The organism is Streptomyces sp. NPDC002088 (assembly GCF_040296605.1).
Lineage (GTDB): Bacteria > Actinomycetota > Actinomycetes > Streptomycetales > Streptomycetaceae > Streptomyces.
The window spans coordinates 532,585-545,476 of record NZ_JBEOXO010000002.1; the positions used below are offsets into that span (position 1 = coordinate 532,585).

At 70.7% G+C, this 12,892-nt stretch carries 11 protein-coding genes, 2 tRNA genes and 1 pseudogene; 6 read left to right on the forward strand and 8 right to left on the reverse strand.

Annotation, left to right across the window (positions count from 1 at the left end; genetic code table 11):
- Positions 1-115: 115 nt before the first annotated feature.
- Genes ABT114_RS06160 through ABT114_RS06170 form a run of 3 tightly spaced genes read left to right on the forward strand, consistent with a single transcriptional unit; the run spans position 116 to position 2,585 of the window.
- Entirely contained in the window at positions 116-1,099 is a 984-nt protein-coding gene (locus ABT114_RS06160) for a DMT family transporter (RefSeq protein ID WP_351139115.1), read from the forward strand.
- Entirely contained in the window at positions 1,099-1,872 is a 774-nt protein-coding gene (locus tag ABT114_RS06165) for an SDR family oxidoreductase (protein WP_351139117.1), read from the forward strand. Before ABT114_RS06160 ends, ABT114_RS06165 begins: the two co-directional genes overlap by 1 nt.
- Positions 1,873-1,886: 14 nt before the next feature.
- Complete coding sequence (locus ABT114_RS06170; RefSeq protein WP_351139120.1) at positions 1,887-2,585, forward strand: 4'-phosphopantetheinyl transferase family protein; 699 nt, start codon at positions 1,887-1,889, stop codon at positions 2,583-2,585.
- Positions 2,586-2,981: 396 nt separating this feature from the next.
- On the opposite strand, the pseudogene ABT114_RS06175 reads toward ABT114_RS06170, so the two are convergent.
- Both ABT114_RS06175 and ABT114_RS06180 read right to left on the reverse strand, forming a co-directional pair.
- Positions 2,982-3,146, reverse strand: a pseudogene (locus ABT114_RS06175) (ATP-binding protein); the annotation flags it as partial.
- Positions 3,147-3,285: 139 nt separating this feature from the next.
- Positions 3,286-3,358, reverse strand: a tRNA-Ala gene (locus ABT114_RS06180).
- A gap of 183 nt (positions 3,359-3,541) precedes the next feature.
- Between ABT114_RS06180 and ABT114_RS06185 the strand changes: the two genes are divergently transcribed.
- Complete coding sequence (locus tag ABT114_RS06185; protein ID WP_351139122.1) at positions 3,542-4,090, forward strand: DNA-binding protein; 549 nt, start codon at positions 3,542-3,544, stop codon at positions 4,088-4,090.
- 265 nt (positions 4,091-4,355) lie between these two features.
- The gene (locus tag ABT114_RS06190; RefSeq protein WP_351139123.1) at positions 4,356-5,792 is read left to right on the forward strand and encodes a serine/threonine-protein kinase; all 1,437 of its coding nucleotides are present in this window, start codon (positions 4,356-4,358) and stop codon (positions 5,790-5,792) included.
- On the opposite strand, the gene ABT114_RS06195 is transcribed toward ABT114_RS06190, so the two are convergent.
- Both ABT114_RS06195 and ABT114_RS06200 read right to left on the reverse strand, forming a co-directional pair.
- Positions 5,756-7,204 (reverse strand): hypothetical protein, encoded by a 1,449-nt coding sequence (locus ABT114_RS06195; protein WP_351139125.1) that lies wholly within the window; start codon positions 7,202-7,204, stop codon positions 5,756-5,758. The two genes, ABT114_RS06190 and ABT114_RS06195, sit on opposite strands and share 37 nt — an antisense overlap.
- Positions 7,205-7,369: 165 nt before the next feature.
- Positions 7,370-7,498: a DLW-39 family protein gene (locus tag ABT114_RS06200; protein WP_003999697.1), complete on the reverse strand. Its 129-nt coding sequence runs from the start codon at positions 7,496-7,498 to the stop codon at positions 7,370-7,372.
- 371 nt (positions 7,499-7,869) lie between these two features.
- On the opposite strand from ABT114_RS06200, the gene ABT114_RS06205 reads away from it, so the two are divergent.
- The gene (locus tag ABT114_RS06205) at positions 7,870-8,220 is read left to right on the forward strand and encodes a DUF6344 domain-containing protein (protein ID WP_351139127.1); all 351 of its coding nucleotides are present in this window, start codon (positions 7,870-7,872) and stop codon (positions 8,218-8,220) included.
- A gap of 148 nt (positions 8,221-8,368) precedes the next feature.
- Here the strand turns inward: ABT114_RS06205 and ABT114_RS06210 are convergent, their stop codons facing one another.
- From ABT114_RS06210 to gyrA, 4 genes are all read right to left on the reverse strand, one after another.
- A complete protein-coding gene (locus tag ABT114_RS06210) occupies positions 8,369-9,223 on the reverse strand; it encodes an alpha/beta hydrolase (protein WP_351139129.1) in 855 nt (284 codons plus the stop codon).
- Between the two features lie 69 nt (positions 9,224-9,292).
- Positions 9,293-9,366 (reverse strand) — tRNA-Ile (locus ABT114_RS06215).
- Positions 9,367-9,502: 136 nt separating this feature from the next.
- Entirely contained in the window at positions 9,503-10,252 is a 750-nt protein-coding gene (locus tag ABT114_RS06220) for a DUF3566 domain-containing protein (RefSeq protein WP_351139131.1), read from the reverse strand.
- 18 nt (positions 10,253-10,270) lie between these two features.
- Complete coding sequence (gene gyrA / locus ABT114_RS06225) at positions 10,271-12,865, reverse strand: DNA gyrase subunit A (protein WP_351139133.1); 2,595 nt, start codon at positions 12,863-12,865, stop codon at positions 10,271-10,273.
- Between the last annotated feature and the right edge of the window lie 27 nt (positions 12,866-12,892).

Here is a 12,892-nt window from a genome sequence, read left to right on the forward strand (position 1 = left end):
CCGCCACGGCGGTGACGCGAGAGCGGGGAGGCCGGCGGCCCTACCAACGGCAAGTGATCTCGTAAGGTGCGTGGTTATGGAAAGCAAACGGCAAAAAGCCCAGACAGCAGGGGAGTTGACCACCCAGAGCGCGTCGGCAGGCGCCGCGGCCGTGCCGTATCTGAACCTGCTCGTCACCATGGTGATGTTCGGCAGCGCCTTCGCCAGTTCCAAGGTGGTCGTGGAGGACATGCCGCACGCGGTCGCCGCGGCGCTGCGCTTCGGCGGCGGCGGACTGCTCCTGATCGTCCTCGCCGTGCTGTTCAGGCACCGCTCGCAGCCGATCGGCCGCGCCGCCGCCGTACGGGCGGGCCTGGCCGGGCTCCTCGGCGTGACCGGCTACAACATCTTCTTCTTCTGGGGGCTCTCGCTCGCGCCCTCGCTCGACGGCAGCATCATCGTGCCCGTCCTCAGCCCGATCCTGACCACGGCCACCCTGATCCTGCTGCGCCGGGAGACGGCGTCCTGGACGCGGGTCGCCGGGCTCGCGGTGGGCGCGGCCGGAGCGGTGATCTTCTTCCTGGGGCTCGGCGGCCAGACGGCCGGGTCGACGCGGCTCGCCGGCGACCTCGTGTTCGTGGCGGGCGCGGGCTGCTGGGCCGCGTACAGCATTCTGTCGAAGTCGCTCGTCGCGGGGATCGATCCGCTGCGCGCCACCGCATGGGGCACGGGCGTCGGCGGCCTCGCGCTGATCGTGCTCGCGATACCGGGCGCGGCCGACCTGGACTGGCAGACGGTGCCCGGCACCACCTGGGCCAACGTCGTCTTCCTCGCCGTCGGTCCGACTGCCGTCGCCTACCTCTTCTACTACCGCGGACTGCGCAGTGTGAGCCCGTCGTCGGCGACCGTGATGATGTTCTCGGTCCCGGTGTTCGGCTCCTTCTTCTCGACCGTGTTCCTGGACGAATCGTTCACCGGAATCCAGCTCGTCGGCACACTGGTCATGCTCGGCGGGGCGCTGTTCGCGGTCGTCGGCCACACACTGTTCCGGCGTCGCAAGGCCCCCGAAAACGCCCCTGACGCATCAGCGCCCAGCCGCACCGAGACGGAGGTCAGCTGATGGACCTCGGTCTCAACGGCCGTACCGCACTGGTCTGTTCTTCGACCGGTGGCATCGGCGAGGCCATCGCCAGGACGCTGGCCGCGGAAGGCGCCGACACGGTGGTCTGCGGCCGCCGGGGAGAGCGGGCCGCCGAGATCGCCGCGCAGCTGCCGAGCGCCGTCGGCGTCGAGGCGGACCTGCTCGCCGACGACGGTCCCGCACGGCTCTACGAGGCGACGACCGCCGCGTTCGGCGCCCCCGACGTCCTCGTACTGAACGGCCCGGGCCCGAGGCCCGCCCCCGCATCCGCCCTCGACGCCACCGACGCCGAAGAGGCACTCGACACCCTGCTCCACCCGCACATCCGGCTGATCTCGCAGGTCCTGCCCGGCATGCGCGAGCGGGGTTGGGGCCGCATCCTCGCCGTCGGATCCAGCGGGATCGCCGCCCCGCTGGAGAACCTCGCGCTGTCCAATCTCGGCCGCGCGGCCCTGGCCGGCTACCTCAAGACGCTGGCCGCCGAGGTCGCCGCGGACGGCGTGACCGTCAACCTGCTGCTGCCCGGCCGCATCAGAACCGCCCGTACCGCCGCCCTCGACGCAGCGAACGCCGAGCGCTCGGGCCGCACGGCCGCCGAGGTCGAGCAGGCCTCGGTCGCCTCGATCCCGGCCCGGCGCTACGGCCGCCCCGAGGAGTTCGCCGCGGCCGCCGCGTTCCTGTGCGGCGCGCCCGCCTCGTACATCACCGGGACCGCGGTGCGCTGCGACGGCGGCCTCGTGCGCGGGCTGTGAGCGGGGACCAGGCGATGGCGTCCCGCACCTTCCACGTGCCCGAGGCGCTCGCCGCGCCCTGCCCGCCGCGCGCGCTCGCCTCGCCCTGGGAGACCTGGCACGCCGACGCCCGCGACGAGCACCGGCATGCCGCCCGCCACGCACCGCTTCTCCTCGACGAGGAGGAGCGGCGGCGGGCGGCGTCCTTCCAACGTGACCGGGACCGTGACACGTACCTCACCGCCCATGTGTCGCTGCGGCTGCTGCTCGCGCAGGTGCTCGGCGGTCACCCCGGCGCCGTACCGCTGTCCCGGCTGCCCTGCGTCGGGTGCGGTGGGCCGCACGGCAAGCCGGTGCTCGACGGCCATCCGAGCCTGCACTTCTCGCTCTCCCACAGCGCCCCGCACGTACTGATCGCGCTCGCGCCGCACCCGGTGGGCGTCGACATCGAGGGGGTGCCCTCGTCCCCGGACTCCGTGCAGGACATCGCCCAGGTGCTGCACCCCGCCGAACAGAAGCACCTCGCGGCGGCCCGCACCGAGGACCGGCCGGGGACGTTCGCCCGCCTGTGGACCCGTAAGGAGGCGTACGTCAAGGCCATAGGGGCCGGGCTGCACCGCCCGCTCGACCTGGACGACCTCAGCGATGTGGGCCGTCCCCCCGACGGCTGGCGGGTCGTCGACCTGGACGCACCTGAGGGCTACCGCGCAGGCCTGGTCGTACGCCGGAGCTGACCGGCCGGGGTCTCGGCCGAACGGCGGGTGGGTGGGTGTGGCGCGGGGCGCGCGAGGGGAGTTGCAGGTGCACGTCTTTGCGTCGCGGCCCGCGCCGCCGTCTGCCCGTGGTGGTCGCCGTCGTGCTGATCACCCTGCTCACCACCGCTTTCGCGGGGCGGCCGCCGTGCCCCGACCTGGTCGCCGTCGCGCGGGTGTACCGCACCGGCGCCGACGGACTGCCGGCCTTACGGGCCCGGCTGCTCACCGAGCACGGTGTGTCCAGCGTCCTGGCGCCACCGGGACTGCCTACGGTCTGGCTCGCGGCAACCGACGCCACACGCGTCCCGGACCATGCGTCGACCACTCCGCACGAAGCCGACCACTCCGTACGAACTGGACGAGGTGGACAGTGTCGACCGCGTGCACCTTCAACGCGGTCAGCAGGTCGGCGATCCGACACAAGGCGCGGCTGTCCCGGTAGTCGAAGAGGCCGAGGCGCAGATCGACCACGGCCCGACCGCGCAGCGGCTTCCTACCCGACAACAGCTCGCGCATGACACTCATCGCGGAACCACACAAGCCAAGGGATGCCACGAGCGAGTAAACCCTCGACATCCAGGTCCACGCCCACTCCCGGTGCGCACCGGCGTGCCCACCGATGGGCACGAAAAATGCCCTCTGGAACTGCGTTCCCGCAGGTCAGAGGGCATTTCACAAGTGGAGCCTAGGGGAGTCGAACCCCTGACATCTGCCATGCAAAGACAGCGCTCTACCAACTGAGCTAAGGCCCCGGAAGCAAGGCGTCCGACCGGAGAACCGCATCCCGGTGGGCGCCGCAGACCAGACTACCTGGTCGCCCCGGGTATCTCGCAAGAAATGGGGGGTCCCCCCGGACGACCACTCTCCGTAAGATGCTCGACGTGGTTCGCTACAGCGAACCGCCGTTTTTTTTGGGGAAGCGATGGGGAGACGCAATGGACGCCGCACAGCAGGAAGCGACCGCGAGAGCGCGGGAACTGCAGCGGAACTGGTACGGAGAGCCTTTGGGGACGCTCTTCCGTAAGCTCATAGAGGATCTTGGTCTTAACCAGGCTCGTCTCGCGGGGGTGCTGGGCCTTTCCGCGCCGATGCTGTCCCAGCTGATGAGCGGTCAGCGGGCGAAGATCGGCAATCCGGCCGTGGTCCAGCGGGTGCAGCTGCTGCAGGAGCTGGCGGGACAGGTCGCGGACGGCAGCGTCAGCGCGGCCGAGGCGACCGAGCGCATGGACGAGATCAAGAGGTCGCAGGGGGGCTCGGTGCTCAGCAACACCACGCAGACGACCAGTAGTTCGGGTGCGCCCACGGTCAAGCGGGTGGTCCGCGAGATCCAGTCGCTGCTGCGGTCGGTGGCCGCCGCCGGCGACATCATCGAGGCCGCGGACACCCTCGCCCCGACCCACCCGGAACTGGCAGAGTTCCTCCGGGTCTACGGCGCGGGCCGCACTTCCGACGCGGTCACGCACTACCAGTCCCACCAGAACTGAAGCCGACGGCCCGGTCACCGACGGGGGGTTCGGGAGCCGGGCCACCTGCCGACGGGGCGCGAGGGAAGCGCGAGGGGGTCGCGTTGCTCGCCGGAGCTCGAGCAGGGGCCTGTAGAGAAGGGGCCTGACGAGGAGGGGCCTGAGGCGAAAAGGCCCGAGGAGAAGGGGCAGAAGAGGGGGCAGGAGAGGGGCGCGGGAGGAGTCGTAACGCTCGCCGAGGGGGAGGCAAGGGGGGACGCCGCAGGGGGAGGAGCAGCGCACAGCCATGGGTGAGGTCTTCGCCGGCCGGTACGAACTGGTCGACCCGATCGGACGCGGAGGGGTCGGCGCCGTCTGGCGCGCGTGGGACCACCGCCGTCGCCGCTACGTGGCCGCCAAGGTCCTCCAGCAGAGCGACGCGCACTCGCTGCTGCGTTTCGTGCGTGAGCAGGCGCTGCGGATCGACCACCCGCATGTACTCGCGCCGGCGAGCTGGGCCGCCGACGACGACAAGGTCCTGTTCACCATGGACCTGGTCGCGGGCGGTTCGCTGGTTCACCTGATCGGCGACTACGGCCCCCTGCCGCCGGCTTTCGTCTGCACCCTGCTCGATCAGCTTCTGGCCGGACTGGCCGCGGTGCACACGGAAGGCGTCATGCACCGCGACATCAAGCCCGCCAACGTGCTGTTGGAAGCCACCGGGACGGGCCGGCCCCGGCTGCGCCTGTCGGACTTCGGCATCGCCATGCGGCTGGGTGAGCCCCGCCTGACGGAGACCAACCTTGTGGTGGGGACGCCCGGTTACCTCGCTCCCGAGCAGATGATGGGCGCGGAACCGGATTTCACGGCCGACCTGTTCGCTGTAGGACTGGTCGCCCTGTATCTGCTGGAGGGCGCCAAGCCCGACGCCAAGGCCCTCGTGCAGTACTTCGCGGAACACGGGACGCCGGGGGCGCCCAAGGGCATACCGGAGCCGTTGTGGCAGGTCGTGGCCACATTGCTGCAACCCGACCCGCAGGCCCGCTTCCGCACGGCCACGGGGGCGCGCAAGGCGCTCGTCGCAGCCGCCGAGCTGCTGCCGGAACCCGGCCCCGACGACGACCAGATCGAGATCTTCGACCAAGTCGGCCCTCTCCCCCCGGGGTTCGGACCGGACGGGCCTCAGTCGCCACAGCCACCGCAGACGCCGCAGACCGGCTCGCACACCGGTATGCCGACCGGCGAACAGAGCACCGGCACCGTGGCCCCCGGGGCCGGTACGGGCGCCGTACCCACCGATCCACGCCAAAGCCTGAGCCCGACTCCGACACTCCCTCCGCCTCCGCCTGCGAACCCGACAGCGCACGGCGCCGCGCCGCAGCCCACACAGGCTCCTCCCACGGCCCCGTTCCTCACCCCACCCCGCCCGACGTCCATGTCGGACACCGGCAGCTTCCACCTTCCTCCGCCTGAAACACCTGAACCACCCACGCCCCAGCACTCCGTACACGCCTCCCCCTACGAGCCCACGCACGCCCTGCACTCCCGCTCGCGCCCGCCGCGTGCTGATGCCTCTACTGCTTCGTACACCGCTCAGGTCCCGCAGGTTCCACCATCGGCGCGGGAGATTTCACGGCACCGTGCCCGGCGCAGCCCCGGCCCGCCCGCGAAGGTGGCCGTCCCGCTGCTTCTCCTCGCGCTGGCCTGCTACGCCGTGGGGTTCTGGGCGTTGACCCGCATCTGAGCGGCCCTGCGCCGGGCTGTCGCCGTCCACATCCCGAGCACCAGCAGCAGCACGCTGCCCGTGCCGATCCCGCCTACGGCAACCGCCTTCATCACGGTGTCCCCGCCCGCCGCGCCGCCCGCGGCCGCCCGGTCCCCCGCCGTGACGTCGAAGACGCCCCGCGGCAGGGACTGGCCCGCGTACCCAGGCCCCGACTCCCCCGCGCCGCCGACCCGCACGCGCAGCGTCAGGCCGAACGGCCCCTCGCCGAACCGGTCGGCCACCTGCGCGGCGAGATGCACCACCAGGTAGTAGGAGCCGGCGAACCTCATGGTGCTCACCGCGTCGGCGACGTCGTAGCGGTTGGCGTACCGGACCGGTGGCAGGGGAGCGAGCGCTGCCGACTTCTGGCTGCCGTCGTAGTTGGTGCCCACGTCCTCGACGTGGGCACGCACGGGGTTGTACAGCGACATGGCCAGGGCTCCGACGGCGTAGCCGCTGCCCTTGCTCGCACTTCCCAGATCGGCGGTGGCGTACAGCTGCCGGCCCCAGTCGACGGGCACCTTGTAGAAGAGCGTCTGCCCGGGCGCGATGTCGGCACTCCAGACGCCCTGCCCCACGGTCGTGGCCGTGTCGAAGCCCGCGCCGCCCTTGCGGTCCTCGGGCTCGTCCGCGAGGGGTGTGGGGGAGGCGGAGTTCCAGGCCTCGGGCGCACTCGTCGCGCCGGCCTTCTCCAGGCGCGGCTCCGAGAACGCGGCGAGTTCCAGGCCCCAGTCCTGCGGCGCGGACCCCGTCGTACCGATCCGCTCGACGACCACGTAGTACATGCCCGCTTCCTGGCACAGGGTCTTCGCCGGGGACACCTCGCGCGCGCCCCACGCCGCGATGGGATGCGGGCTGCGGGCGGCTCCGAAGATCGCCGAGTCGTACGAGCAGGAGTGGCTGTCGGAGTCCTGCACGGACACCCTGATCCCGTCGACGGCGGAGATGGCGGCGTCCGGGGCAGGGACGGCGGTGGCGGAGACGTACGCGCTCGATGTGGCGTCGAGTTCGAGGCGGTAGTAGACCTTGCCACTCTTCGGGAGCGTGCTCCGATACGTCTCCCCGGGATCCAGGCGCGCCGCGTCGGCGGTGCTCGTCGTGCCCGTGACGGTCCGGGCGTCGGCCGCGAAGGCGTAGCCAGGAGCCGAGCCCCCGGAGGCCGATACCGAGGCCGCAAACGCCGATGCCGAGCCCGCGGAGGCCGATGCGGCGGTCGCAGAGGCCGATGCGGCGGTCGCGGAGGACGTCAGGGGGGCGGCTGCCGCTCCCTGTCCCGACGCGGCCGTAACCACGGTCCACAGCACTGCTCCCGCGGCGGCCGCACGCGCCGGTGCCGACGGACGCCCCCGCCGGGCCACGGTGCGCCACCACCCCGTCGTACGCCGCCCCATCACGCGCCCCCTCGCCGCTGCGGACCGGAACGTGGCCCATCCTGCCCCGCCGGGCGGCGCGTCATCCGGCCAATGCGCACGAGCGTCCGAAACACCCGGCCGCAGACAACGCAAAACCCCGACCGCAAGGGCGGCCGGGGTCTGTTCAGAATCCGGTGTCGGGACTCACGAACCCGTGGGCACGGAGTCAGTCGCCTCCGTCCACAGATCCTGCTCGGCGCGATCCGCCTGGATCTGGCGGTACACGAGGAGCCCGCCGATGGCGGCCAGTGCGACCAGGAGAAGCTTCTTCACCGCGCGACCTCGTCTTTCCTTGACGTAGGGGACCTCTGGCGCCCGACTATACACACCGACCGATATCGATCGGTGACCTGTGTCGGGGCCCCCAACTCCCTGCCCGGACTGCGCAATAGAAGCGGATGGAGCCGCTCCGACGACTGTTCCGATCGGAGGGTGATCACACCCTGACGGACAGCAACTTCGCCCCTTCTGCTCCCTCCTCCTCAGCTTTTCGCCACTTTTCTCCGCTTTTCGGGACCTTTGCACCCATCCGTGTGATGTTGATCGGAAGATCGACGCGCCACGGGCGTTGGTCCACCACTTCGCGATCCCCATACACATCATGAGGAAAGTACGCAAATCGCCGAACCCGAAAGTGAGGGGCCATGGCCCGCAACCAGGTCATGAAGCTGTGGACCGCCATCGTCACCGCCTTCCTCGCGCTGTGCACGGCGCTCGGACTCATCACGACGACCGCCACCGCGGCCGTAGCCCAGCCCGAGTCGGCCCGCAACAGCAGCGCCTCGCACATGACGGCTCCGGCACCGGCCCCCTGGCTCTGGTCCCATGCCCGGTCCCTGCCCCCCACGATGAAGCAGCGCATCCACGCCGAGGCCCACGGCAAGTCCCCCAGCTGCCGTCACCGCCCGACGACGGACAGGGAGGCGGCCGCGTCGGCCCCGTCCTCCTGCGCCCCCCTCACTCCGGACGAACCGCCCACGCCCTCGCAGCTCTGACGGCGCAGCCGGCGAACTTGCGTACGCCAGCGAGAAAGCGCGGAGGCCCTCGACCTGATCAGGTCGAGGGCCTCCTGTCGTCTGTGGTCGCCCTCCTTCACGGCCGACCGGCCGCTCAGCGCGGGATCAGCGCGGGATCAGCGCGGGATCAGCGCGGGATCAGCTCCCGCAGGTCGGCGAACAGGCGGGTGTGGGCGGCCGCCGCGGCCGGGTCGGTGAGGTCCATGCCCTGGATGAAGCCATGGACGAGCCCGGGTTCGACGCGATGGCGGACCGCCACGCCCGCCTCCGCGAGGCGGTGGGCGTAGGCACCTCCCTCGTCGCGCAGCGCGTCGTGCTCGGCGGTGACGATCAGGGCGGTGGGCAGTCCCGACAGGTCGTCGGCGTGGAGCGGGGAGGCGGCGCGGCGGTCGGCTGGGGCCGGGACGAACTGGTCGACGAAGACGGCGAGCGCGTCCGCGTCCAGGCCGTAGCCGGTGCCCTTCTCGGCGATGGACGGGTACTCGAGCGACAGGTCGGTGTTCGGGCAGATCAGGGCCTGGACCGCGGGCAGGGGGCCGCCCTCGTCGCGGAGCGAGAGGCACGCCGCGGCGGCGAGAAACCCGCCGGCGCTGTCGCCGGCCACGGCATCGGGCTGCGCGAGGCGCAGGACCGCGGCGGCGTCCTCGACGGCGGCCGGGTAGGGGTGCTCGGGAGCCAGCCGGTAGTCGACGGCGAGGACGTCCAGGTCGCACGCGTGGGCGATACGGCGGCAGGTCCGGTCGTGGGTGTCGAGGTCACCGAAGACGAATCCGCCGCCGTGCAAATACACCAGCAGCGGGCGCGGACCGTCGCCGGGTCGGTAGCGGCGCACGCGAATGCGCCGGGCCCCGGAGGCGACGAAGGCGTCGGCCACGTGCGGTAGTTCCGGGCCCTTGGGGCGGCCGGCACGTCGCTCGCTCGCGGCGGCACGCAGTCGGACGATCAGGTCGTGGGGTGCGGGCGACGGCTCGGGCATGGGCATGGGCTCATACTGACGGGTCCGTGAACGGCAAAGACCCCCGGCCCTGACGGACCGGGGGTCTTCTTGCTGTGGGGCTAACAGGATTTGAACCTGTGGCCTCATCCTTATCAGGGATGCGCTCTAACCAACTGAGCTATAGCCCCGCCGCGCTCTGCGGTGTGTGTCCCGCGCGCTGACTCCTGAAGATTAGCGCACGACATGGGCAGTCCCAAAATCGATAGTCGGGAACCGCTGAGGAGGACCGCCGACGGAGGTTTGAAACCGTGCCGTCGGCAAAGGTCACTCGTCTTCGGCCAGTGTCAGCTCGACGCCGCCCACGAAGCCCGCGGAGAGGTTGTAGATGAACGCGCCGAGGGTCGCGAGCGCCGTCGCCAGGACGACGTCGATGACCGCGACGATCGTCGTGAACATCAGGACGTGCGGCAGGGACAGGAACGACTGGAGGTCAAAGCCGTTCGACTCGTTCGAGCCGGTGGCCTCGGAGATGGTGCCGCCGACCGTCGAGAAGACGCCCATCGCGTCCATGACCATCCACAGCACGGCGGCGGCGACGATCGTGCAGATGCCCAGCGCGATGGAGAGCAGGAAGCTGACCTTCATCACCGACCACGGGTCGGCCTTGGCCACGCGCAGGCGGGCCTTACGGACGCGGGGCGTCGTACGGGCGCCCGTGCGGGGCCGACGCACGGTGGCGGCCGGAGCGGGCGGCGTCGTCTGGTAGGCCTGCGGCGGGTGGTAGGGCCCGGCGGGCTGCTGGGGCTGGCGCTCTCCGGGCAGCGGCGAGCCCGGCTGCGCGGCAGGCGCCGCCTGCTGGCCCGGCGACTGCACCGGCGCGCCCGGAGCGGACGGGCCCGCTCCAGCCGCGTGCTGCTGGGTCTGCGGGCCTCGGGTGTCCGTCACAGTTCCCCCCTGGGATCCATGAGTGTCAGGCGAGTGCGAGTCTGTCGCATTCGCGGCGGAGCCACGGCCGCCGTCCGTTTCCGTACCAGTCGAGGTACCGGCCGATCCGGCGCCCGTGGCTCCGCTCACGATGACTCACTCCTCGTGCTACTCGGCCGAGGGCGCCTCGCCCTCGTCCGTGCCGGTGGTCACGGCACCCTCGGCGGTCTCGTCCACGGCCACGTCGCCGTCGACTTCCTCCGCCTCGCGTCCCGCCTCGGCGTTACGTGCGATACCGACGACGGCATCGCGCTTGCCCAGATTGATCAGTTGGACGCCCATCGTGTCACGGCCTGTCTCCCTGACCTCGCTGACTCGCGTACGAATCACACCGCCGGACAGCGTGATGGCGAGGATTTCGTCGCTCTCCTCGACAATCAGCGCACCGACGAGCGACCCACGGTCCTCAACGATCTTGGCAGCCTTGATGCCGAGGCCGCCGCGACCCTGGACGCGGTACTCATCGACGGCGGTCCGCTTCGCGTACCCGCCGTCGGTGGCAGTGAACACGAACGTACCGGGTCGAACAACATTCATCGAGAGCAGCTCGTCGCCCTCGCGGAAGCTCATGCCCTTGACGCCCGAGGTGGCACGGCCCATGGGACGCAGGGTGTCGTCAGAGGCGGTGAACCTGATCGACTGGGCCTTCTTGCTGATCAGAACCAGATCGTCGTCGGCCGAGACCAGCTGGGCGCCGATCAGTTCGTCGTCGGAACCGTCCTCAAGCTGTCGGAGGTTGATCGCGATGACGCCGCCGGAGCGGGGCGAATCGTAATCCTTCAGAGGCGTCTTCTTGACCAGGCCGCTCTTGGTGGCCAGGACGAGGTACGGCGCGGCCTCGTAGTCGCGGATGGCGCGGATGCCGGCGATCGTCTCGTCCGGCTGGAAGGCGAGCAGGTTCGCCACGTGCTGTCCGCGCGCGTCCCGGCCGGCGTCGGGCAGCTCGTAGGCCTTCGCGCGGTAGACGCGGCCCTTGTTGGTGAAGAACAGCAGCCAGTGGTGCGTCGTCGACACGAAGAAGTGGTCGACGATGTCGTCTTCCTTGAGCTTCGCGCCGCGTACGCCCTTGCCGCCGCGCTTCTGCGCCCGGTAGTCGTCCGCCTTGGTGCGCTTGACGTAGCCCCCGCGCGTGACGGTGACGACGATGTCCTCCTCGGCGATGAGGTCCTCGATGGACATGTCACCGTCGTAGGGCACCAGCATGGTCTTGCGGTCCTCGCCGTACTTCTCGACGATCGCGGCCAGCTCCTCGCTGACGATGCCGCGCTGGCGGACCGGGGAGGCGAGGATCGCGTTGTACTCGGTGATCTTCGCCTGGAGTTCGTCGTGCTCCTGGACGATCTTCTGGCGCTCCAGGGCGGCCAGGCGGCGCAGCTGCATCTCGAGGATGGCGTTGGCCTGGATCTCGTCGATCTCCAGGAGCTCCATCAGGCCCCCGCGCGCGATCTCGACGGTGTCGCTGCGCCGGATCAGCGCGATGACCTCGTCGATGGCGTCCAGGGCCTTCAGCAGGCCGCGCAGGATGTGCGCCCGCTCCTCGGCCTTGCGCAGCCGGAAGCGCGTACGGCGGACGATGACCTCGATCTGGTGCGTCACCCAGTGGCGGATGAACGCGTCCAGCGAGAGGGTGCGCGGGACGCCGTCGACGAGCGCCAGCATGTTGGCGCCGAAGTTCGACTGCAGGTCCGTGTGCTTGTAGAGGTTGTTCAGGACGACCTTGGCGACCGCGTCACGCTTCAGGACGATGACCAGCCGCTGGCCCGTACGGGACGACGTCTCGTCGCGCACGTCGGCGATGCCGCCGACCTTGCCGTCCTTCACCAGGTCGGCGATCTTCTGCGCGAGGTTGTCGGGGTTGGTCTGGTACGGCAGCTCCGTGACCACCAGGCACTGGCGGTTCTGGATCTCCTCGACCTCGACGACCGCGCGCATGGTGATCGAGCCGCGGCCCGTGCGGTAGGCCTCCTCGATGCCCTTGCGGCCCACGACAAGGGCGCCGGTCGGGAAGTCGGGGCCCTTGATGCGCTCGATGAGGGCGTCGAGGAGCTCCTCGTGCGTCGCCTCCGGGTGCTCCAGGCACCACTGCGCGCCGGCCGCGACCTCGCGGAGGTTGTGCGGCGGGATGTTGGTGGCCATACCGACCGCGATGCCCGCCGAGCCGTTGATCAGCAGGTTCGGGAAGCGGGCCGGCAGGACGGTCGGCTCCTGGGAGCGGCCGTCGTAGTTGTCCGTGAAGTCGACGGTCTCCTCGTCGATGTCGCGGACCATCTCCATCGACAGCGGCGCCAGCTTGCACTCGGTGTAGCGCATGGCGGCCGCCGGGTCGTTGCCCGGGGAGCCGAAGTTGCCGTTGGAGTCCACCAGCGGCATCCGCATCGACCACGGCTGCGCGAGGCGGACCAGCGCGTCGTAGATCGAGGAGTCGCCGTGCGGGTGGTAGTTGCCCATGACGTCGCCGACGACGCGGGCGCACTTGTAGAAGCCGCGCTCGGGGCGGTAGCCCCCGTCGTACATGGCGTACAGGACACGGCGGTGGACGGGCTTGAGACCGTCCCGGACGTCGGGCAGCGCGCGGGACACGATGACGGACATCGCGTAGTCGAGGTAGGAACGCTGCATCTCCGTCTCGAGCCCGACGGGCTCGACGCGAAGGGTGATCTCGCCGCCCTCTTCAGGCGTGGCGGGAGTGTTTTCGTCGGTCATTGCTGGTGGGGATCCTTCCTGGTGCGG